At 39.0% G+C, this 22,160-nt stretch carries 27 protein-coding genes; 13 read left to right on the top strand and 14 right to left on the bottom strand.

Annotated elements, in window-relative coordinates; translation table 11 throughout:
- Window positions 1-394 precede the first annotated feature (394 nt).
- The 3 genes from LC033_RS04900 (at window position 395) to LC033_RS04890 (ending at window position 2,714) form a co-directional block, all read left to right on the top strand.
- Window positions 395-823: an HIT family protein gene (locus LC033_RS04900; protein ID WP_226567135.1), complete on the top strand. Its 429-nt coding sequence runs from the start codon at window positions 395-397 to the stop codon at window positions 821-823.
- Window positions 824-990: 167 nt separating this feature from the next.
- The gene (serC, locus tag LC033_RS04895) at window positions 991-2,088 is read left to right on the top strand and encodes a 3-phosphoserine/phosphohydroxythreonine transaminase (protein ID WP_226567134.1); all 1,098 of its coding nucleotides are present in this window, start codon (window positions 991-993) and stop codon (window positions 2,086-2,088) included.
- A 107-nt stretch (window positions 2,089-2,195) separates the two neighbouring features.
- Window positions 2,196-2,714, top strand: coding sequence for a tryptophan transporter (locus tag LC033_RS04890; protein WP_226567133.1), 519 nt, complete (start codon window positions 2,196-2,198; stop codon window positions 2,712-2,714).
- 47 nt (window positions 2,715-2,761) lie between these two features.
- Here the strand turns inward: LC033_RS04890 and yhzF are convergent, their stop codons facing one another.
- On the bottom strand, window positions 2,762-2,953 hold the full coding sequence (gene yhzF, locus LC033_RS04885) for a membrane protein YhzF (protein WP_226567132.1): 192 nt from the start codon (window positions 2,951-2,953) through the stop codon (window positions 2,762-2,764).
- A 128-nt stretch (window positions 2,954-3,081) separates the two neighbouring features.
- Here yhzF and LC033_RS04880 point away from each other — a divergent pair, with 128 nt between their 5' ends.
- Together LC033_RS04880 and LC033_RS04875 are read left to right on the top strand one after the other, a co-directional pair.
- A complete protein-coding gene (locus LC033_RS04880) occupies window positions 3,082-3,438 on the top strand; it encodes a YtxH domain-containing protein (protein WP_226567131.1) in 357 nt (118 codons plus the stop codon).
- Between the two features lie 185 nt (window positions 3,439-3,623).
- Window positions 3,624-4,232 carry an HTH-type transcriptional regulator Hpr gene (locus LC033_RS04875; protein WP_226567130.1) on the top strand — a complete coding sequence of 203 codons (609 nt, stop codon included), beginning with the start codon at window positions 3,624-3,626 and terminating at the stop codon, window positions 4,230-4,232.
- Here the strand turns inward: LC033_RS04875 and LC033_RS04870 are convergent.
- On the bottom strand, window positions 4,210-4,554 hold the full coding sequence (locus tag LC033_RS04870; protein WP_226567129.1) for a YhaI family protein: 345 nt from the start codon (window positions 4,552-4,554) through the stop codon (window positions 4,210-4,212). The genes LC033_RS04875 and LC033_RS04870 overlap by 23 nt on opposite strands.
- Window positions 4,555-4,787: 233 nt before the next feature.
- Between LC033_RS04870 and LC033_RS04865 the strand changes: the two genes are divergently transcribed.
- A complete protein-coding gene (locus LC033_RS04865; protein ID WP_226567128.1) occupies window positions 4,788-5,306 on the top strand; it encodes a DUF3267 domain-containing protein in 519 nt (172 codons plus the stop codon).
- Between the two features lie 82 nt (window positions 5,307-5,388).
- Window positions 5,389-5,574, top strand: a complete 186-nt coding sequence (locus LC033_RS04860; protein WP_226567163.1) for a hypothetical protein — start codon at window positions 5,389-5,391, stop codon at window positions 5,572-5,574.
- 53 nt (window positions 5,575-5,627) lie between these two features.
- Here the strand turns inward: LC033_RS04860 and LC033_RS04855 are convergent, their stop codons facing one another.
- Together LC033_RS04855 and LC033_RS04850 are read right to left on the bottom strand one after the other, a co-directional pair.
- Window positions 5,628-5,717 carry a YjcZ family sporulation protein gene (locus LC033_RS04855; protein WP_017360317.1) on the bottom strand — a complete coding sequence of 30 codons (90 nt, stop codon included), beginning with the start codon at window positions 5,715-5,717 and terminating at the stop codon, window positions 5,628-5,630.
- A gap of 144 nt (window positions 5,718-5,861) precedes the next feature.
- Window positions 5,862-5,948, bottom strand: a complete 87-nt coding sequence (locus LC033_RS04850; protein ID WP_008361129.1) for a YjcZ family sporulation protein — start codon at window positions 5,946-5,948, stop codon at window positions 5,862-5,864.
- 161 nt (window positions 5,949-6,109) lie between these two features.
- On the opposite strand from LC033_RS04850, the gene LC033_RS04845 reads away from it, so the two are divergent.
- Window positions 6,110-6,982 carry a peptidylprolyl isomerase gene (locus LC033_RS04845; RefSeq protein WP_226567127.1) on the top strand — a complete coding sequence of 291 codons (873 nt, stop codon included), beginning with the start codon at window positions 6,110-6,112 and terminating at the stop codon, window positions 6,980-6,982.
- Between the two features lie 60 nt (window positions 6,983-7,042).
- Here the strand turns inward: LC033_RS04845 and LC033_RS04840 are convergent, their stop codons facing one another.
- From LC033_RS04840 to LC033_RS04825, 4 genes are all read right to left on the bottom strand, one after another.
- Window positions 7,043-7,273, bottom strand: coding sequence for a sporulation YhaL family protein (locus tag LC033_RS04840; RefSeq protein WP_226567126.1), 231 nt, complete (start codon window positions 7,271-7,273; stop codon window positions 7,043-7,045).
- A gap of 118 nt (window positions 7,274-7,391) precedes the next feature.
- Window positions 7,392-8,339 carry a 3'-5' exoribonuclease YhaM gene (gene yhaM, locus LC033_RS04835; protein WP_226567125.1) on the bottom strand — a complete coding sequence of 316 codons (948 nt, stop codon included), beginning with the start codon at window positions 8,337-8,339 and terminating at the stop codon, window positions 7,392-7,394.
- A 62-nt stretch (window positions 8,340-8,401) separates the two neighbouring features.
- Window positions 8,402-11,191: an AAA family ATPase gene (locus tag LC033_RS04830; RefSeq protein ID WP_226567124.1), complete on the bottom strand. Its 2,790-nt coding sequence runs from the start codon at window positions 11,189-11,191 to the stop codon at window positions 8,402-8,404.
- Window positions 11,192-11,207: 16 nt separating this feature from the next.
- Complete coding sequence (locus LC033_RS04825) at window positions 11,208-12,422, bottom strand: metallophosphoesterase family protein (protein ID WP_226567123.1); 1,215 nt, start codon at window positions 12,420-12,422, stop codon at window positions 11,208-11,210.
- 171 nt (window positions 12,423-12,593) lie between these two features.
- On the opposite strand from LC033_RS04825, the gene LC033_RS04820 reads away from it, so the two are divergent.
- Window positions 12,594-12,782 carry a YhzD family protein gene (locus LC033_RS04820; RefSeq protein WP_226567122.1) on the top strand — a complete coding sequence of 63 codons (189 nt, stop codon included), beginning with the start codon at window positions 12,594-12,596 and terminating at the stop codon, window positions 12,780-12,782.
- 30 nt (window positions 12,783-12,812) lie between these two features.
- Here LC033_RS04820 and LC033_RS04815 read toward each other — a convergent pair whose 3' ends face one another.
- From LC033_RS04815 to LC033_RS04790, 6 genes are all read right to left on the bottom strand, one after another.
- Window positions 12,813-13,586, bottom strand: a complete 774-nt coding sequence (locus LC033_RS04815; RefSeq protein ID WP_226567121.1) for an enoyl-CoA hydratase — start codon at window positions 13,584-13,586, stop codon at window positions 12,813-12,815.
- A gap of 65 nt (window positions 13,587-13,651) precedes the next feature.
- A complete protein-coding gene (locus LC033_RS04810) occupies window positions 13,652-13,813 on the bottom strand; it encodes a SidA/IucD/PvdA family monooxygenase (protein WP_226567120.1) in 162 nt (53 codons plus the stop codon).
- Window positions 13,814-14,017: 204 nt separating this feature from the next.
- A complete protein-coding gene (locus tag LC033_RS04805) occupies window positions 14,018-15,517 on the bottom strand; it encodes a coproporphyrinogen III oxidase (RefSeq protein WP_226567119.1) in 1,500 nt (499 codons plus the stop codon).
- Between the two features lie 114 nt (window positions 15,518-15,631).
- Entirely contained in the window at window positions 15,632-16,498 is an 867-nt protein-coding gene (locus LC033_RS04800) for a Cof-type HAD-IIB family hydrolase (RefSeq protein ID WP_226567118.1), read from the bottom strand.
- 441 nt (window positions 16,499-16,939) lie between these two features.
- A complete protein-coding gene (locus tag LC033_RS04795) occupies window positions 16,940-17,296 on the bottom strand; it encodes a YlbF/YmcA family competence regulator (RefSeq protein WP_226567117.1) in 357 nt (118 codons plus the stop codon).
- A gap of 121 nt (window positions 17,297-17,417) precedes the next feature.
- Entirely contained in the window at window positions 17,418-18,551 is a 1,134-nt protein-coding gene (locus LC033_RS04790; RefSeq protein ID WP_226567116.1) for a DUF445 domain-containing protein, read from the bottom strand.
- Between the two features lie 478 nt (window positions 18,552-19,029).
- Here LC033_RS04790 and LC033_RS04785 point away from each other — a divergent pair, with 478 nt between their 5' ends.
- From LC033_RS04785 to LC033_RS17185, 4 genes are all read left to right on the top strand, one after another.
- The gene (locus LC033_RS04785) at window positions 19,030-19,872 is read left to right on the top strand and encodes a YheC/YheD family protein (RefSeq protein WP_226567115.1); all 843 of its coding nucleotides are present in this window, start codon (window positions 19,030-19,032) and stop codon (window positions 19,870-19,872) included.
- On the top strand, window positions 19,829-21,187 hold the full coding sequence (locus tag LC033_RS04780) for a YheC/YheD family endospore coat-associated protein (protein ID WP_226567114.1): 1,359 nt from the start codon (window positions 19,829-19,831) through the stop codon (window positions 21,185-21,187). The genes LC033_RS04785 and LC033_RS04780 overlap by 44 nt, the downstream gene beginning before the upstream one ends.
- A 155-nt stretch (window positions 21,188-21,342) precedes the next feature.
- On the top strand, window positions 21,343-21,552 hold the full coding sequence (locus LC033_RS04775; RefSeq protein WP_226567113.1) for a YheE family protein: 210 nt from the start codon (window positions 21,343-21,345) through the stop codon (window positions 21,550-21,552).
- Between the two features lie 332 nt (window positions 21,553-21,884).
- Window positions 21,885-22,007, top strand: coding sequence for a helix-turn-helix domain-containing protein (locus LC033_RS17185; RefSeq protein ID WP_376776406.1), 123 nt, complete (start codon window positions 21,885-21,887; stop codon window positions 22,005-22,007).
- The last annotated feature ends 153 nt before the right edge of the window (window positions 22,008-22,160 follow it).

The following is a 22,160-nucleotide window of genomic DNA, read 5'->3' as shown; positions in this document are numbered from 1 at the left end:
CGCATTGGTCATCATAATGGAATGTAGAAGAAATGAACTTGATGACCAATACGTAAATGAGGTGTTTGTTAAAGGCAAAGAACCGCATGACAAGTTGGGTTTTCGTCTAAAAACCTTAGCTCCTGTTTTGCTTCACTGATTCTTGATTTTTGTGTCCTATACAATCTTGTATTCGACAAACCAAAACGTCAAATGAGGTGTTTACGGCAGAAATAGCAGGCATATGAATTCTTTATTCGTGTAAATGGAGAATTCAAAAGGCATATCGATTGAAAGTATCAGCATTTCTTCTACAGGAGCAGGATAAGCGACCAAAGGAGTTCGTTTTATCCTGTTTCCTTTTTTGCTTCTTTTTGTGATACGATAAAGAAAAAATAATGAGGAGTGACATGGCGTGAGCGACTGCATTTTTTGCAAAATCATTGATGGAGATATTCCATGTGCAAAAGTATATGAAGACGAGCATGTATTGGCTTTTCTTGATATTAGCCAAGTAACCAAAGGACATACCCTTGTTATCCCAAAAATACATAAAGAAAACATTTATGAAATGACATCAGAAGTGTCTAATCATTACTTCCAAGCCATTCCGAAAATTGCAAGAGCAATCAAACAGGAATTTGAACCAATCGGTTTAAACCTCCTTAATAACAACGGTGAAAAAGCCGGACAATCAGTGTTCCATTACCATATGCATATCATTCCACGCTACGGCAAAGGAGATGGTTTTGGAGCAGTATGGAAATCACATCAAGAGCAATACACTTCAGAGGATTTAGCAGACATTTCTTCTGCCATCCAGAAACGACTGACCTCATCTTAATAGATTTGAGGTTTTTCTTTTTCTCCCCCTTTTTCTAGGCATCCATCTCTTCCATCCATACCGTAAGATATTTAGAACGACTCAAATTTTTGTCCAAATCCCTCAAATTTGTGATAGGATGGTTTTATCTTTTAATCCATTAACGCGAGAAATAGGGAGAGATTGTGATGAAGCGAACGACGAATTTTAATGCTGGTCCGGCGGCACTGCCGCTAGAAGTACTTCAAAAAGCACAGGAAGAACTTGTTGATTTTAAACAAACTGGGATGTCTGTGATGGAGCTTTCTCATCGCAGCGGTGAATATGAAGAGATCCATAATAAAGCAAAAACGCTTTTGGTGGAGCTGATGGACATTCCAGAAGATTATGAGGTCCTTTTTTTACAAGGCGGGGCAAGTCTTCAATTTGCGATGATTCCAATGAACTTCTTACATGAAGGCGAGACCGCTCATTTCATTCAAACGGGGGCTTGGTCAGAAAAAGCATTGTCAGAAGCAAAAGGGTTTGGTGAGACGTCTGTGTTTGCCTCAAGCGAAGATGAGAACTATTCGTATATTCCTGATGTAGATGGATCCAGTTTGACCGATGGGGCTTACTTGCACATCACATCGAACAATACGATCTTCGGTACTCAGTGGAAAACATTCCCTGACATTTCATTGCCACTCATTGCCGACATGTCCAGTGATATCCTCAGCAAAAAAATAAACGTTTCTTCATTTGATTTCATTTATGCCGGGGCACAAAAAAACCTAGGGCCTTCTGGTATCACGATTGTGATCGCGCACAAACGTTTATTAAAGAAAGAAAAAAGCGGTACACCAAAGATATTAAAGTATTCAACACACGCAAAAGCTAACTCTCTTTATCACACACCTCCAACTTTTGCGATTTATATGCTGTCTCTTGTTCTTGAGCATGTCAAAAACGCTGGCGGCGTAGAAGCAGCGGAAAAACGCAACGAACAAAAAGCAGCCATTCTCTATGATACGATTGATCAAAGTGATGGTTTCTACAAAGGGCATGCCCGCTCTGATAGCCGTTCACATATGAATGTCACGTTTACCCTTCGTGATGATGCGCTCACTACATCTTTTGTGGAGAAAGCAAAACAGGAACAAATGGTTGGACTTGCTGGACACCGTTCCGTCGGTGGATGCAGAGCGTCTATTTACAATGCGGTGTCTATAGAAGACTGCCAAAAGCTTGCGGACTTTATGAAAAAGTTCCAGCAAGAAAATGAGAAAAAAACTTTCCTATCGTGAAATAAATTTGTTATAATAACGAGAAATAAAAGTGATGACTCTTGCAATAAATGATGAGCCATATTATTGGAGAGTCCTTTAAGAGCTTAGCAGAGGAGAGCATAGAAATGAAAACAAAAGAATTAGTGATTATGTCATTGCTTGCAGCAATGGGAGCTGTTTTGCATACGATTTTCCCGCCCATCTTCTTCGGAATGAAACCTGATATGATGCTGGTCATGATGTTTTTAAGCATCATCCTTTTCCCTAAGGTACAGCATGTAGTCGTCATTGCCCTAGTGACTGGGGTCATTTCCGCTTTGACAACAGGTTTCCCCGGCGGACAAATTCCAAATATGATTGATAAACCGGTGACGGCCTTTATCTTCTTAGCCCTTTTCTTATCTTGTCAAAAGATGAAGAACAAAGTGATGCTGACTGCTGTATTAACAGCCATTGGAACCATTGTATCAGGCATTATTTTCCTATCTGCTGCTTTACTGATTACTGGACTGCCAACTGCATTACCGGCACTTCTTGTGGGCGTTGTCCTACCAGCAGCCGTGATTAATACCATCGCGATGGTATTTGTCTTCCCGATTGCTCAGTCCATTCTAAAGCGTGCAAGAATGATAGAAGTCGCTTAACGAATAACCGAACCTCTTCATCAAATGAAGAGGTTCTTTTCATGCTTTTATAAAAGAAAAAGGGTGAGCAGCAAAATGGAGAGCGAAATCCCTGCACCTGCTGCACACACAAGTGCTTTTTGTTTTAATACATGTTTTGGCGGATATGACCCTGCATACCCAAGCTGTCTTATATAATGAATGGAACCACATGTGAACACAACACCCATACACGTAAAAACGAACAGAAAGACAGACAACCTTCTCCCCTCCCTTTTCTTCAAAAGTATGCTAAAATAAAGCAAGCTATGTATGGAAGTTCAATGAAGCTGATCGTCAGCTCAGAGAGAACATGCGAATGTGTAAAATTTGACTAGAGGTGATTTGAATGGCTAGTGGACGTTCTTTATTAACAGGATTATTTGTAGGCGGTCTCCTCGGAGGTGCGGCAGTGCTCCTGACGACTCCCTCTTCTGGCAGAGATGTACGCGAAAAGGTGAAAGACAGCTATGACAAATTCGAAGATACGCTAACAAGATTAAAAAAAGACGGGCAAGCTTTAAAAGAGCAAATTGTTGAAACAGCAAAAGAAAGTGCAGAGGTCATCAAAGAGGTTGGATCTGAATTACAAACATCTATTCAGCAATGGCGAGAAGAAATCAAACCTCATCGGCAGGACTTACAAAAGGAAATTCAGGAAATTGAGGAAAAGCTTAAACAACTGGAGAAAACCTTACAAAACTAATATGCTCACAAAAATATTCGTTTACAAAAGTGTGCGGGGTGCGTATCCCGCACTTTTTTTGATGAAAAAAGGTTATTTTGTCAATGTTTTTCATAACTTTTTAAAATTCTTGAATTTTCAGCTTTATTAATCTTTATTTTATTGGCATAATAGAATTACAAGAAAAAGAGAAGTAGGTGAAATGGATGAATCATTCGGAACAGCCTTTCGATGTAAAAGAAGCACTTTTATTCAGTCAAAGAATGGCCCAATTGAGTAAAGCTCTTTGGAAATCCATTGAGAAAGACTGGCAGCAGTGGATCAAACCGTATAACCTGAATATCAATGAACATCATATTTTGTGGATTGCATATCAATTAAAAGGAGCTTCAATATCAGAAATTGCAAAGTTTGGCGTCATGCATGTATCAACGGCGTTTAACTTCTCCAAAAAACTGGAGGAAAGAGGATTTTTAAAATTTTCTAAAAAGTTAAACGATAAACGCAATACGTATATTGAGCTAACGCCAAAAGGCGAAGAGACATTCCATAAACTACTCGAAAATTACGACCCGGCCCGAACTGGAATTGTCAAAGGCGCACAGCCGCTTCATGACATTTACGGAAAGTTCCCTGAAATTTTAGAAATGATGTGTATTATCCGAAACATTTATGGTGAGGATTTCATGGAGATTTTTGAGAAATCGTTTTCAAATATTGAGAAGGACTTTTTGAATGAGCATGGGAAAGTCACGAAAAAGCCTGAGGAACTTGAAGATTCAGAAAAAGCGGCTAAAGCAAATCAAATTGTTTAATGATCTTTATAAATTCATTCATTAACGGCTGAAACAGCCCTTGAGCATGGAGAGCAAAAATCGTTTCATGAACATCTAGCTTCTCAATTAACTGACCAGCAAAAAGCGCAAGGAGATCGTCGAACATGACATAGCCTTGTGCTTTTTGTTTGTCCATTTCGTCTGAAAGCTCAGCACAAATACGCTCAATGTCTGTTGCCTCTTCCTTAGATACACGCTGCCGAATCAATAGCGCATAATATGGATAACGGCTCATATCAGTCGTCGTTAGTAAAAGTTCCATATAATATTCGAGCTGGCTCATTCGTTCCTCAATACTCATGTACGTTACCTCTTTCTCTTATTCTTTCTATTTTAGCCGAAATGACTCATTGACGAAAGAGACGAACTTTCCCCTTATGTCATTTTTTCTTGAAAAAACCAAAGTTTCCTCTCTTTATTCCATATGAATGTAACATTTTATTTTTTTTCACGAAAACCATTGATTTTTATCCTCAGGAAGAGTAAATTATCTTGAGATATTCAATTAGATTTTTGAGATTGGAAGGATGAAAAATGAATTGTTGGAAGACCATTAATCTGGAAAAGGATTATGGTTATACGAGAATGATCATTTCAGCAATAAGTCTTGCTATACTCTTTTTCATTTTTGCTTTTTTATGTTTTCAACTGACTCATCCTGAAACGAAACTAAGTAGTCACAATGCACCGCTTTTTGCCGTGCTTTTACTTGCGACACTGCTTGTCCATCGTGTGGTTCACTTGATTCCGGTCATGAAGAACAAGAAAAAAATGACGTTATTTAAACGAAATTGCTGGCAGCGCGTGCCAAAAAGAGTGATGCTTTTCTCCCTGCTCAGCCCGTTTTGTGTCATCTCACCTGTTTACTTTGTTTTAGGCATAGCATTTCCAATGTACGCACACTATTTTATCATCATCGCAAGTATTCATGCAGGCTATTGTTTGCCTGACTTTTTATTTGCATGGAAACTGCTAAAAGCACCAAAATCATGTATCATCGATCAAGCCAAAGACGAGTTTGATATTTTAGTTGACCAAACTTCCTCATCATGAGGTTTTTAAAGCCAACTTCTATCTTTTTCATAAAAAATTTGGTAATGTAGTATGGGAATAGCATAGAGAGGGGGGATCTCCGATAGTTTTATTTTACTTCATCGCCTTTGCCGCGTTTATTGTGTATTCAATAAACAGGCTTACTAATACATTATGCCTTGTCAGAGAGATTCCTGAAGAACGGCAAGATAAGGTGTTTCGCTTTATCAATGTATCAATACTGATTTTACTTATCTCATCATTTGTTGAAATTACCATTTCTATTTAAGCTCAAAGCAAAAGCTGCCTGTATGAGGGCAGCCTTTTGTGTTATATGATCGATTAACAAATCCAAGATGCACCGATAATGATCAATAAGATGAATAACACGACGACTAGTGCAAAACCGCCAGCAAAAACTTCTCCTCCCATGTGAAAACACCTCCTGCCAGTTCTTCCTCTGTTCTAAGCTCAGTGTATGCAGTTAAATTGAAAACGTTTAGGCACATGTCATCGTTTTAAAAAAGAACCGCCCGCACGCATGGCAGGACGGCTCCTTCTATAACAGCGATTTAATTAGTAAAGATATGCTGCACCAACGATGATCAGCAAAATGAATAGCACGACCAATAAAGCAAATCCATTAGAATATCCTGCTCCCATATAATTCAGCCTCCTTTTTGTGATCACTATATATGTATGTCGTGAGCAAAATTTTGACTAGACGGATGCCCTCCCATTTGCATTTCTTTTTACAGCGTGTCACAATATGTTATGATACAAGCAATGATAAATAAATTGGAAAGATTAGGAGTGTTTTTTGAATGAAAAAAATGGCTTTAGCAGCTGTAACAGCAGTAAGTGTTTTAACTCTTGGCGCATGCAGTAGCGGTGATAAAGAAGTGATCGCAACAACAAAATCAGGAGATGTCACAAAAGAAGAGCTTTATACAACTCTTAAGAAACAAGCGGGTGGAGATGCTTTAAATCTACTTGTTCAACAAAAGGTTCTTGCTGACAAATACAAAGTATCAGATAAAGAAATTGATAAGAAAATGGAAGAATATAAAAAGACACTTGGTGAAGACCGTCTAAAACAACTTCAAGATGAATTTGGAAAAGATTACATCAAAGATCAAGTGAAATATGAGCTACTGACTCAAAAGGCTGCCAAAGCTAACATCAAAATCACTGATAAAGAAGTAAAAGCGTATTACGATGACCTAAAAGGAAAAATCCGCGCGAGCCACATTTTAGTTGCTGATAAGAAAACAGCTGAAGAAGTAGAAAAGAAATTAGATAAAGGTGAAAAATGGGATGACCTTGTGTCTGAATATTCAACTGACACGGCTTCAGCAGCAGAAGGCGGCGATGTCGGCTGGTTCGCAAAAGATGGCCAAATGGATGAGAATTTCAGTAAAGCTGCATTCAAGCTAAAAGTAAATGAAATCAGTCAACCAGTGAAATCACAATTCGGTTACCATATCATTAAAAAGACCGAAGAACGCGGAAAATACGATGACATGAAAGCTGACTTAAAAAAAGAAGTGCTTGATCAAAAACAAGCAGACACAAATGAAATCCAAACGATCTTAAATAAATTGGTGAAAGATGCCGATGTAAAAGTAAAAGACAAAGAGCTTCAAAAGACGTTTAAAGAAAAATCTCAACAAACAACACAAAACCAAAACCAATAATCACAAAAAAACCTCCTCTTCGATTGAATGCGTAGAGGGGGTTTTTGTATGAACAGATGTTTAAGCAATCGAATGGTCCTCATGTTTCGCAGTTTCCTCTGATCTTTTCACTTGCTGATCCTGATGTCTGCGCTCTCTTTCTTGTTCCATTCGCTCGATAAAGATTTCTCCCTCCTTTTCAATAAAGGATTGATCAATCTCTTGCTCTTCTTTTGCTGTCGTCATTAATTTATATGCACAGAAAATAATGCCAATGGTACACGCATACACCCACCATGGAAAAAACAACATCTTGTCATCGCCTCCTTTTTTTCAGAACATCCCTCTTTTCCTTTGTGTTACATGCTTATGCGACAAGAAGACAAGTTATGAAAAAAAACGCCCGCTTTAAACGGACGCTTTGACATTCTTATTTATGATGAAAGGTTGGTTTATAAAACGAACGATTCTCTAATGCAAAAATACGTTCTGTATATTCTCCTGGCTTCACATGTTCAAGGGCACGATCCATCATGTTCATTTTCGCATCTAAATTATCAATATAGTGGAGAATTTCGGCTTCCTTCACCATTGGTGGTTTAGGACTTCCCCACTCCCCTTTTCCATGATGACTCAGTACTAAGTGCTGTAAAATCAGAATTTCTTCTGAATCAATTCCCAGCTCTTCTGCGGCTTTCGCAATTTCTGTCACCATAATGGAAATATGTCCAATTAAGTTCCCTTCGACTGTATATGTGGTGGAGACTGGACCCGAAAGCTCTTTGACTTTCCCTAAATCATGTAGAATGATTCCTGAGTATAAAAGATCTCGATCTAATGATGGATATAGGTCAACGATTGATTTCGCTAAATGAAGCATGGACACTACGTGATAGGCAAGACCAGAGACAAATTCATGATGATTTTTTGTAGCTGCTGGATAATCAGCAAATTCCTGTCCATATTTTTTGATCAGATGTCTTGTGACACGCTGAATATTAGGGTTTTTCATATCAAAGATATATTGCATAATCGTATCCATCATATCATGTTTTGGAATAGGAGCTGTTTCTAAAAAATCATCAATTCGAATTTGCTCGTTTTCAGCAACAGGGCGTATATTCCTAAGCTTCAGCTGATTCCTCCCGCGATAATGATGAATGTCACCTACTATCTTCACGATTGTTTGTGGTGCATATGTAAGTTCATCAGTCTGCTTTGCATCCCACAGCTTCGCCTCAATATCTCCACTTTGATCTTGAAGAATTAACGTTAAAAATGGTTTGCCATTGCTCGCAATACCTTTAGTAGATGATTTAATTAATAAATGCAGGTCAACTTGTTCGCCGACATCATAGGTCATAATCCCTTTAGCCATTCAATAAAAGCTCCTTCCATGTTTCTGCTTATTTAAGTATAACATAAGTCATTATTTGTAAATCATTCAACTGCTAAACTCGTAACCTGGCCACCTACTGCTGCTTGTTTCATATGATGATGACAAGTGAAATAAAACAGTTGTGTCTCAAAACAAGTCAGTTCATTCATCATCTCCAGCACTCGTCCTAGACGAACATGATCAAAATGTACGAAACTGTCGTCCATCATAAACGGAAGGTGACAATCTTGCTGGTGAGACAAAGCGAGCGCAAAACGAATCGCGAGATAAATTTGTTCACATGTTGCCTGTGAAAGCTCTTCTGGTCGGAATATTCGTCCATCCATCCTTTTCACAATCAGCCGGTCATCTTCTGTTGAAAACAAGATCGTTTCATATCGATCATTCGTTAACGGCTGAAGAAAGCTGGAAGCTGTATGAAGCAGTGCTGGCAGCCTTGTTTCTTTATGTTCATTCAATTTTTCACGAATAACGAAGCGAACAAGCTGGATTCCCGCCCATTTTTTCACAAGGTGCTTCGCATGCTCCTGCTCTACTGCAAGCTGATGAGTCAAATCAGACACCGTACCTGAAGCTTCCATTTGCCGAATTTCCACTGCTTGTTCTGCTGAGCGTTTCTCCATATTGGTCAAATTCTGTTGAATGTCATGTAGACGCTTTTTCGCTTCTGCACACTCTTCCTCAAGGCTGCGCAATCCTTTACGAGTAATCCATTCTTCTTCATCAAAAACACCGCTTCTATGCAGCTCTTGATTTAGCTGCTGCAAGTTGTACAGCTGCTCCCGGTATTCTTTAGATAGATGAGAAAGTAAATGGTAATCTTCTTTTGATTCTGCTTCTACTTGACAAAAGAGCTCGCCTGTTTGTTTTTCGTAATATTGGATTTCTCCTTCTAGCGTTGTCAGCTGCTGTTTTACATGTTGAATGGATACATTCAATGTCTGACGTTCTTTTTCTCTTTTTGCCTCATCTTTCAATACTTCCTGAAAGGCTGAGATGCTTTCTTGAAAGGTTCCTTCTTTACTTTGGAGATGGCGGCTGCTTAACGCTGACACTCTTTGCTTATAGTTTGATTGCTGATGAGTAAGCGCTTCTATTTCTTGAGCAAGCGCCTCATATGCCGCTGAATTCGTTTTTAATTGTTTCAGGATATGAAAGGCTTCTACGAGAAAAGAAAGCTCTGAGGACAAGCCTAGCTGGCTTTTCATTTCCTCTACGTGCTGCTGAACAGGTTCTAGCTCTCGCTCCCAGTCTTCATATTGCCTTATGATTCTTTCGTACAGAAGTTCCTTTTGCCTCACAAGCGTTTCAGCTGAAGCTGCTTGAATTTGAAAATAATCATGATTTTCGCTTCTTCCTCCATGGCTCATCTTTGTATTTTTAAGTAATGGAGAAAATGCTGTGAAGACAAAAACAGAAAACCCTGCAAACAGCAAAGTCACCCACCACTCTGCTAAAAAGAATAAGATGAGCAGAATTACAGCATCAAACAAAAACATCAGCGGGAATAACCACGTTCGATAATGAACTTGTTTCTCTTTGGCTCTTGTTCCTCTGACATCTTCTGCACCCTGCTGCCTGACTTGCTGATCCTTTAATCCTTTTAGAGCGGTTTCCGCTTCTTCTAACTCATGTCTTGCGTGATCAAAGCGTTCGTCTAGTTGTGCCTTTCTATCCATTAAACGAACGTATTGGCTGACAGCCTCCTTTAATTCCCACTCAAAATCTAGTGAATCATCGATCTGATCCAGCCTGATGGGACGCTGCCACTTCAGCTTCGCTGTCGCTTCTTCTATTTTTTGTTTTAATAAATGACTTTCTGCTTTACCTTCTGCTAAGCGCTTCGTCACAAGCTCATCATCAAAGGACTCATTAATGAGACGCTTCATCTCCATGAACGTATCCTTGTCATAGAGTGGTTGAACTTGCCCTAGTGATGTTTGCAAGTGATCTAATTTCTGCTTCAGTGCTGTCAATTGAGCCTTCTTCGGGTGAAGGTGCGATTCTAATTTATCGAGTTCATGCTCGGTTTCTTGTCTAAACTGTTTGACTCGCTTTGGATAACGCCCTAATTCTTTTTTTAACTCCACCTTTTTCTCTATCAAAGGATAAAGGCGAATATGTTCATTCAATTGTTGAATATCTTCTTCTACATGCTTTATTTCTTGTTGAAGCTCTTCTATCCCCTCTGTTAATTGGGCTTGTTCCCGTTTCTTTTCAGCATAACGCCATGCTATCAATTTGGCCTGTTTCAGCTCGCCTGTAAGCTCTTTTATACGATTAAGCTGTTGGTTTAATTCGGGCTTGCGTCCATTGGGTTTAAAAAGCTGCTCCTGCTGCTTTAGAAGCCTGCTATCCATCTTGGAGGCCGCATCTGAGCCAAATAAACTGGAAAAGAGAAGAAACTCACCAATTTGGTCTTGGTTTAAGGCTTGAACATTTTGCAGTCCAAACACATCAAATGAATAAATCGACTGGAATAATCTGCGGTCCGTTCCCTTTAAAATAGTGCACAGAAAAGCTTCGTCTTTTACTTCACCATTCGGTAGCAACACCTGTGCTTGACCGCCTCGATCGGACGTTCTTTCAATATGAATGACACCTAACTCATCATCTAAACAAGTGAGGAAGCCGCCATAAAATGATCCCTGCTTTAACTTATACATTTTGCTTTTCGAAAAACCAAATAACATCGATTCAATAAATGCCTTCAATGTCGTTTTCCCCGATTCATTCAGACCATAAACGAGCTGAAAACCGTCACTAGAAAAGTGAAAGGTTCGATTGGAAAATTTCCCGAAATTCGCAATATGGAGTGAACGTATTTTCATTATGCCTCTCCTTTTCTCATAATTGCTTTAGCTGTTCTGTCAGCAACCTTTGCGCTTCTTCTTTTATATCCCCTTCATCCTCTTTTGTGAGGGCTTTTCCTGACTTCCTATAGGTTGGATGACGCTTGATCGGTGAGAGCAGCTCTTCATACGCCTCAAACTGGGCAATTTCTGATGTGAGTTCCTTTAAAAAGGAATCTTCTGGATAGACAACATCCTCGTTTGTACGACAATCAATAGACATCACCCAAACAAACACGTCTTCATCTTCTTCCTGCTCATGAAGAACAGCCAGCAGCTCCTCTAGCACCTCTAGCTGCGCAAGCTCAAAATAAGCTGGTGCATCACCAATCAATTTAATTTTCACAAAATGAGGAACGCCCCGCTCTTTCAGCTCACAGATCTTTTTTTCCACAAGCGTTACAAGATCCGTCATATGAGCCGTTTCTGTGATGTTTATTGTCAATGTCTCAAAGATGACATCAGCACAGCCAATAAACTCCGCTGTCTCAGAAGTATCGGATAGGTGAACGAAGTAACAGCCTTTCTCTCCTGTTTCTTTTATATGTCTTCCCTGCATGTTGCCAGGGTAAATAATCAATGGGTCTTCATGTAGAAGGGCCCTCTTATGAATATGTCCAAGCGCCCAATAATCGAAATCCTGAGAAAGGAGCTGCTGAAGCTGAAATGGTGCATACGCATCATGTCCTTCTTGTCCCGCTAATGTGCCGTGAAGCATCGCAATTTGGTAAGCAGCATCTGTCGTTTTGATGTAATGAGACGTCATATTTTCATACACAGCTCGCTCTTTGTAACTAAATCCATAAATACTTGCGACAAGCTGCTCTCCTCTATAAAAGGATTGTTCACTTGGTGTACTGCTCGAAAAAACGTGGACATTCTCTGGCCACTCAATTGGTGTCCATTCACCACCTAAATGATCATGGTTACCATAAATAATAAAAGCTTCGATCCCATGTGTTTGCAGCCTTAAAAACTGATTTCTTAAGAAAAGCTGTGCTTTCAGGCTGCGATTTGATTCGTCAAATAAATCTCCGCTCAGCAGCACAAAGTCTACTGCTCGACCAATGGCAAGATCAAACATGTTCTTGGCACTTTGAAATGTACTATCTTTCAACCTCTTAAATATTTGGCTTGGTATTTTCGATATTCCCGTAAACGGACTATCTAAATGAAGGTCTGCGGCGTGAATAAAGGTGAGCTTAGTCAAACGTCTATCTCCTTCTACGATACTGTAGTTGTCCATATTTTATCATGCTATTTTTACGAATGCACGTTCTATCGCTCTGATTCTAAAAAACACATTTTTGAAGGAAAAAAAGAGGTTTTGCCTTACTCTTTGTTTAATTACATTAAAAAACAGAAGAGAGGAAGATGAGAAATGGAGAAGACATACTTTTTGACCGTATTTGATCGGTCAGGTGAGACCTTAATAAATGAAAAAATCACCACGGATAGTGATGAAAAGGCAAAGGAATTAGGACGTCATCGCCTAATCGAACAACAATACACGAAGCATTCTCATCGGCTCGTTGATGATGCAGGCAAGCTTCTTTTATTTGAACGTTAAAAAGCCGGCACTCGCCGGCCTTACATTCGTTTATACTTGATGAAACACAGGTCGTCTTTTTTCTAAAAAGGCTTGGATGCCTTCCCTATGATCATGACTTTGTCTGAGTCTTGCCTGCGCTGCTCGTTCCTTTTGAAGAACTGCTAACAGTTGTGATTCTGACTGCTGAAAATAGATCATCTTTGTTTCAATAAATGCTTGAAGCGGCATGTTGACAAATGGCTTCACACAAGCTTTTTGATACATATCAACCTCTTCTTGAAACACGCCGTCTGCGAGACCCAGCTTTAGCGCTTCATCAGCCGACAGCTTTTGTCCGCTCCAAATTAATTGTTTGGCGGTTTGTTCGCTTACTCTTTTAGTGAGGAAAAAATGTCCTCCGCCATCTGGAATTAACCCTATTCCATTAAAATTCAAGGCTAGTTTTGCCTTCTGATGTATAAACAAATAGTCACAGCTTAGAGCAAAGCTAAAAGCAAGACCAGCCGCCGCCCCGTGAACAAGCGCGATCGTCACTTTTTTCATACGGGCTAGAGAAAGTGTAATCCCTTCGATTAAATCCATCACACGATGGAAATCTTCCTCGCGATCTTGTTTCAGCATCATTCCAATATCTCCGCCTGCTGAAAACCCTTTTCCCATTCCCTTCAGCACAACGATTTTTGCACTGCTTTCACTTGCTGTATCACACGCCTCCTTAAGTTCTGCAAACATATCAACATGAAATGCATTATAAGCTTCCGGCCTATTGAAAATGATTTCAAAAATATCCCCGTCTAACTGACAATTGATATATGTCATCATCCATACCCCTCTTTCTTTTTGAGCTTATGACTTACTTCCCTTTCCATCGAACAATTCCTTTTCCTCTAAACAAAAAATTTCAGATCAATTGATACTAAAATAAGCGTAATTGTTGAAAAAAGAAATATATTTATTAGAATCTGTGAAACCTCTTTGATAATTAAAAAAGTATATTTACTCCTTGGATTTTCTATCGTCACAAGGCCCGCTAGAAAGGAAACTTGCAAATCAGTTCATTTAACCAGCATGCCAAGCAAACTCGAACTCCTGTTCAAAAAATAGCACGTGATATCTTCATACTCCTCTAATAACGCTGTAATCCTAAATGTGAAGGGCCCAGTTCCAATTCCGATCACACAACCATATGTACACCTGCTTTAACCTTTATATACCCTTTTATAAATGAAAAAAACACTGCGTCACCACAGTGTTTAAATGTGAGAAATAAATAATGACTCAAGGAATTGAATCTTCTCCTCCGTATAGTGCTCATAGCGATCATTATACGATTTTGGATCTTTTGGATTGGCATACTGCGTAATTTTTCCTGATCGTGGATCAATAAATTTACTGGCCGCACCGCAACCAATTCCAATGATCGTCTGCACTTCTTCCATAATGATGATATTATACAAACTTTCCTGTCTATCTAATGAATACCCGACATTTTCGAGATTCCCCAAGATGTTTTTTTGTCTATATAAATAATATGGATGATATTCATGTGCTTTCGTCCAAGCAACCGCTTCATCCATCATACGCATGATTTCCTGTCGGTCTGCCACTTGATATTTCTCCTTATTGCGTGTCATTTCAGACGCCCTTTTAAATGAGAGTGTATGCACAGTTAAAGATTCAGGCATTAGTTCTTCAGTCTGCTGCAAAGAGTGCTGAAATTCCTTCAGCCCTTCCCCCGGCAAACCAATAATTAAGTCCATGTTAATATTATTCATCCCGTACTGTCTTGATAAATGATACTTTTCAATCGTTTCTTCGACACTATGGTGACGGCCAATGGCTTTCAGTGTTTCATTCTCATACGATTGTGGATTAATGCTAATTCGGTCAATATTGTAGCGGTTTAGCACCTCTAGCTTATCAGGCGAAATGGTATCAGGACGTCCAGCTTCTACAGTGATTTCCCTAATGTGTTTCACATCAGGAAAAGAACGATACATTTCTTCATACAGCAAATCCATTTCTTCCGCTGTAATACTCGTCGGAGTGCCCCCACCAAAATAAACGGTCGTTACTTTAACACCATGTTCTTTGAGCCATGAGCCTATTTTTTGCATCTCATAATGCAACCCAAAAAGAAACGTCCCCACTCTTCCAGCTTGTCCTTTAATGGCATAAGCAGGGAACGTGCAATAAGCACATTTCGTTGGGCAGAAAGGAATACCAATATAAATACTCACTTCCTGCTGAAGGTCATACAAATCTGGAATCGCTTGTATTTGACGGTCGACAATTTCCTGCATCAAATTGATTTTTTCATCATGAATGAAATAATCACGCTTTAATGCAGCATGTGCCTCTTCCCTTGTCATGGCTTCTCTGAGCATTTTATGAAGTAATTTCGTAGGACGTATTCCTGTGAGGATTCCCCATTTTTGCGTGATTCCTGTATGTTCCTGAAGCAAGTGTAAATAAACAGACAGCACCGTGTTTTTGATTTGCTTCCAGCGTTCCTTGTCGTTCAAACCCTCTGGAACAGCTCTTGTAAAACAACTGTTTACGTCTGACCCCGCGATATGACCAGATGCTTCAACCATTCCATGTTCCTCTTTCCAGCTAAGTACCATCACTAGACCATCATACAGTTCGTCTGGAATAAACTGTACTTCACTATCTTCTTCAAATAAATTTGCTATATTGACAAGCGGGCGATGAAATCGTTCATCAGACAGCCCTTTGATTAAAATTCGCATCGTATCACCTTTATCTTCAAACTTGTTTCATTTTACAAAATTCATCTAGGGAAAGCAATGAAGAGAACAGACGAAGGCCCTGTCATTTCATGATTGACAGGGCCCTTCACCGTTTTATCGTTTAATATCAAATTGATGTAAAAAGCCTTCTCTTTGCTGCATTCTAAAGTATTCTTTGATCATATAAGCGACACCCTGTTCATCATGAGAACGTGTCACCCAATCGGCTTTACGCTTGACCGAATGAGGTGCATTTCCCATAGCAACACCTAGACCAACTAATTCAAGCATTGGAATATCATCTATCCCGTGGCCAATGACGACCGTATCTTCTAATGTAAAACCTAACGCTGAGGTTAAAAGAGAAAGTCCCGTTTCTTTAGAAACCCCTTTACAAACAATATTCATTTTCTCATGACTGATTTTGATCAGGTCAACAGATGGAAACGCTTGTTGAATTGTCTTGTGAATCTCAGGCTGAAGCTCTTCGGTCGAATACACTTCAATCACAGGTGTGCTGACCGGTTCATCCATAAGCATATCACTTAATGATTCAACAAATTGAACGGGATAGAAGATCGGATCAGACGGATGAATCAACGTTTTTCCCATAAGTTGAGACTGTGTTTTTTTTCGATTTCCGATAGAGAATTTTTCATGCAGCAAGCGCACATTACAATCAAAGCTTTCAAGAATTTGAACAAGATTAAATGTTTTTTCTTCCGTTAATTTTTTCACATGAAGCGGCTCATCGAGTTTATCAGCGATAAATGCACCACTATGTGTCACAAGTGTTGAAGTTGGAATTTTCAACGCCTTGGCAATTTTTTGTGCTGATCGAAAATGCCGGTTTGTGACAATCGTCACGTAAACCCCTTTTTTCTTTACATATTCCACAGCTTCTTTAGTAGCGGAGTGGATTTTTCCATTGGAACGAAGTAATGTTCCATCTATATTGAGTGCAAGTAGTTTTTTTGACACTGAGGCATCCCCCTTCTTGATGACTGTACTTACGATGAGGATATGCCCTAGCTAGGTGCTTTAGAACATGCAGTTCAAGCAATCACTGTTTTATATGAATGAAAGGTAAATAAAAAAGCCTACCCCTAGGCTTTTTTTATGTATGGTTTGGATGCGTAACAATGGAGGAGTGATGAAGCTCCCCATGATCCCCTAATCTTAACACACCAAAGCATTGCTTATATCAGATCCCCTTATGCTTTGCGTTTCTCCCAGAAGCGCTTCTCGTTTGGCTCATCGCCTTAAATCCCAAGTGAAACGCACCCAATTGTTCATGAGAGCACTCATTGAAAGCACTTTCAATAAGTATTATCGCAAAATTTTTGAGCTTAGACAACCTTTTTTTAAAGATGTCCTGATGAGATGTCAAATAAAAAAGGGCGATGACATTCGCCCTTTCCATTAATTTTCTTCTGTATTTCCATAAAGTTCTTCAAGAGGCTTCATGATAATTTTATTTAGCTCACCGATGAGCACACTCACACGTTGTTCTGCTTCCATCAACTGAGAGATTTTATCGTGCTGCTGCACAAGCGCAACTGTTTTTTGAGCTTGCTCAACCTCTTCTTGTGTAATCTCTTGACCAGTCATTTGTTTTTGTTGAAGGTTTACTTGAATGTCACGGAAGTTCTCAAACATTCTTTTAGAGGACTCATCCTCGTTTACCTCATCATAAAAATTTCTTAAAGTTGAATATTCTTCGCTATGACGCAGTGCTTTTTCAAGGTCATATGCAACATCATAAAGATTTACAGACATGTTATGTCTCCTTTCTATCCGTTATCACCGATATGATCGGCGGACACCACTCCACTATAACAAACTATGGCTTTCGTTTCACATATATACAATGAATTCATCAAAATTTCTCTAACTTGTCTTAGAATAACGTGACAAAGATAGCTTGGATTGCGCCGATCAATCCGCCTAAAAAACCGCCTAAGAACGTAATCATTTTGAGTTCTTTATTTGAAATACTGATTACAAGCTCCTCCATTTTTTGAAGCGGGAAAAGTTCAATTTGCTCACGAATGACTTCTTCAAATTGGAGCTTCGCTAGCAGCCCCTCTAAAGCATTCGATGCCGCTTTCATCCCCTTATCTACCAGCACTGGTGCAAAGTGAATTTTGAGATCATCCGCCACAGCACTGACATATGTTCCAACTGATCTGTCTAAAATCAGCTTTGTAGAGAAATGTGAAAGCAATTGCCTTTTCGCACTAAAGACAAGCTCTTTCACATTCCATTTCTCATCAAGCTCATGAAGAGAAAACTGCTTTATCTTGTCCCATTCTTGAACAAGCAAATCTGATAAAAACTTCTTTGTTTCTGCATTTCTTAAAAACTTGATGATTTCGGGATGTACACGATCAATTAAGCTTGAATTCCCAAGAAACATTTGAACCATACTGCCAAGCATTCCTCGTTCTTTTAAGAAGTCATCGATCATATTGCTAAGCCGTGCTTTTCCTTCCTCACTTTCAAAGTAATGAATACCCCGATTTAAAATATACTCTGCTACATCTGGAATTTTTGATGAGAGCTTGTTTTCGACTTCCTGCGGGAGCAGTTCAAATAAAGTTTGCTGGTCATATTTTTCAAGTAGTGAATGGAGTTTTTTGTCTGACCATTGGTGGACCCATTCATCCGCTTTTATATCAGCCTGTGACATGCCGTATCTTTCTAACAAGGACACTACTGACATCTCCATCTCAGCCCCCTTGTCAATATATCGATGGACTGTATGCAATATCTCTTGCCTTGCCTCCGACGATTCAAATCGTTTTTGAATACCTTCTGGCGTCAGCAAATGCTCCATGACCATGACACCTACTTGCTTGGCTACTTCATCTCTTCTTTTAGGAATGAGGCCTGGTGTAAATGGAAGCTTTTTCCCAAATAAGTAATATGGCTTATAAGGACGAAAAAGCATTTTAATCGCAAGATGGTTTGTCGTTGCTCCTATTACTGCTCCTATCACAATCATAAAGACAAATGTTGTGAATATATTCAAAGTCGTCATCTACCTTTCAAACAACACCCAATGTTTATTGTTTTTATCTATACGTATTATAGTTGTTGTCAAGATCCCAAGCAAATGAAGCATTCAATGAGACATATGATAAAGTGATCTGTCGTAATGATAAAGGAACAGAAGGTTTATGTAAAATCCTGAATATGTGATTTTGGGGTGTTAAAAATTGAAGTAGAAAAGTAGGTGTTTTTTCATGACGTTAACATTAGGCATTGTAACCCTTTCTCTGCAGCATGAAGAGGGATTCACACTTTAGCTTGCCAAAGCTGCCTCTTCTTTTGATTTAGAGGTCGTTCGTTTTACACCTCTTGATTTAAAGCCTGCTTCAAATCTGATCCAAGGTCAAAAATATACGATTGGTCAAGGGTTTACAAACGCAGAATTTCCGATTCCTGACTTGATTTACGATCGATGTCTTTATCAACATGACACTCAATCTAAAAAAGCAAAACCAATCATGGAATGGTTAAAAAAGTATCCAAAAACAGCATTTTTGAATACTGGGCTCCCAAATAAAATGACGCTATTCGAGCAGCTCTATCTTCATTCTCCTTTACAGCCATATTTACCTGTCTGTTCATTATTGAATGAGCCTTCAGATCTGTTCAACATGGTCAAGGGGGAGGGATATTGTAAAATGCAGCCGCTCTCTCAACAGCATGCAGCACCCACTTACTTCATTTACTTAAAGGACAAATCAACATTTACTGTTCAACTTCATCACAAGCAAGTCATTACATTTTCTGGTCCATCAGAGATTGAGCGCTGGTGCAGAAAGTATATTGGTCGATATTTCCTCCAATTTTTTAACACAAATGATCAAAAAGAATTTTTATTTAATGAAATCAGAATTTCCCTTATGAAACAATCACAAAATCAATGGAAACGCATAGGGATTCATACAAAATCACCAGCAGAAAATAGCCTTTTAAACAATACACAAAATTCAGTTCATGTGCTAGGATTTAATCACTATTTAAACTCATTGCAGCCAAATATCAATGAGCTTCTTTTAGATGATATCGTATCCATTCAGTCATCTCTTCCAGCGTATTTAGATAAAAGCTTCTCTCCCTCCATAGAATTTGCTGTAGATCTACTTCATACAAATGAAGGAAAACTATTCATCTCAAATGTCAGTTCCAAGCCAGGAAGAACCTCCTTTTTAAAAACTTATCCTGAAAAAGAAAATCAATTGATCAACATCATTCTTGAATATGCGCAATCTACAATGTCTCAGCCGAAGGAGGTTCTTTATGAACAAAAAACGTTTCACCATCGTATCTCACCTCACAAGTGAAAAGACAGTACATCTTCCTATTCAATTTAAACAGCAAATAGAGATACATTCCGTTGCTTTAGGGTCTCATTTAGTAGACGGATTCACTATTTCCTACCATCAACACTCACATAAAATATTATTATCAGCAGATATATACAGTGATTTACTGATTCCTTACGAATCAAAAGCTGATGTAGTAATCGTTGATCAAGCCCTTTATATAGGGCCACTCATCGGTATTTTCACTGCTGGCTTTGAGCAGAAATCGCAGCCTTTAGGAGCAAGGTCAGATTTTTTTATCAAGCTTCTACAATCTTTCAGACAACACGCTGGTATTGCCTACCTTTTTGGCACTCATTCTATTGATTGGGAACGAGGAACAGTAGAAGGACTGCTGTATCAGCAGAAAAAATGGATCAAAAAACGACTTCCTCTGCCATCTGTTGTTTATGACCGGCTTCCAAATAGAAAAGCTACTCAGTCAGCATTTGTTCAGGAAACAAAGCGAAAACTCACTCAAGAATATGATTTCCCTTGGTTCAACCCTTATTTTTTTAATAAATGGCATATTCATGACCAACTAATGACAGATGAGCGAACAATGTTCTTCCTCCCCCATTCCATACAATTAGATCCTGCTGATGTTATAATGAAAATCAAAACACTTCTCCATCTTCATCATGTTATCTACTTAAAACCGATGAATGGAAGTCACGGAGACGGTATTTATCGGTTAACAGCAACGGAAAGCGGGATGACTATATGTACAAATAGAGGAATGGGCATTCGATATGAATCAGTAGACGATTTTATTAAACAATTCCGAAAGGATTGTGTCATTCATGACTATATAGCCCAACAAGGCATTGAATTGCTGCAAATAGAGAACCAACTGCTGGATTTCAGAGTTCATACAAATAAAAATAAGAACGGTCATTGGACAGTCACGGCAGTAGCGGCAAAAGCCTCAGGAGATCACACAGTCACCACCCATCAGTTACATGGTGGAACTGTCAAAACACTGAATGTTGTCTTTCCTGAAGCAAAGACGCGATTACAGATGCTGCAACAGCTTTCTGAAACCGCTATCACCCTTAGTCAGGTGATAGATGAAAAAATGCCAGGCTTTATTGGTGAAATTGGCTTTGATTTAGGAATTGATCACACTGGTGCTATTTGGATGTTTGAAGCCAATTCTCGTCCCGGTCGTGAGATTTTCCAGCATGCGTCATTGAAAAACTCAGAATGGCTCATTGGCAAAAGAATCGTGGATTACTCTTCTTACCTATCACAAACAGCACTCACTATTACAGACCACGCTACAGTCAATTGATTGTTTTTCTATTCTCGTGACGGTGGTCTTAAATCTATGCTTTTCCTATGCTATTTTCACTAGATGAGATACAATACAATCAAATGCAAAGGTTGTTTCCGTATTGTCGTATGTACTTATTGTTTCATCAATAAAAGCAAGGAGGCAATGAAGATATGATTTCTCATTTTCAATGGAAACCCCTTTTTAGAAAAGCACAAATGCCAGGCTGGAAAATATCCTTTTTCCACAATGGTGCACACTATGAAGGCATTTACCACAAAACAGGTGATATAGAATGGGGCTCCCAGCTTCCGCCATATGAAGTCGAACCAACCTTAAAAGAAGAAATCCACGAACTAATGCTATTCCATGTCTATGATTAAACTGTTTAAGGAGCCTCTCTATTTAGAAAAGTTTAAGCTTGTTTACGGACACCATATCATCAGCTAACCAACAACTGACAAACACATTCTTTGAAAAAGGTGAACTAAATCGTCCAAATGATTTGTCTCAGGCCATCACAAGTGACTTTCTAACAGATTCCGTCTTTTTACAACCAAACGAGCATTACATGCAACGAGGAAATCTTAGATCAGGGGTTACAATACTTTACCAATTTTTCATCCCTCATTCAATATGATGCCTCCGTGTTTCTAACGCTATTTCTGATGCATTTAAAGAAACAGTCTTTGATCGGGATGTTTTCCGCACCCTTATGACCTATATGCAATGTAATTTAAATACATCGCAGGCATCAAAAACTTTATACGTTCTCAGAAACAGCCTTCAATATCCAATCGATAAATTTATTGAGCGAACAGGACGACATTTTCAATAAGCTTCGGCTGCCTATTTTATGATGAATTTTTTCGATCTTTCATAAGAAACGGTTTACGTAAGCACCCTGCCCAAAAATAAAATAAGATGTTGTGCACGTTGTCCATTTACAGAATCTCACCTATTTTATACACTTTATTCATTAGTAAAACGC

It is taken from the genome of Bacillus stratosphericus, from assembly GCF_020524495.1.
Taxonomy (GTDB): domain Bacteria; phylum Bacillota; class Bacilli; order Bacillales; family Bacillaceae; genus Bacillus; species Bacillus stratosphericus_B.
The sequence above is the reverse complement of the archived record's forward strand: the minus strand, read 5'-3'. Positions and strand labels throughout refer to the sequence as shown.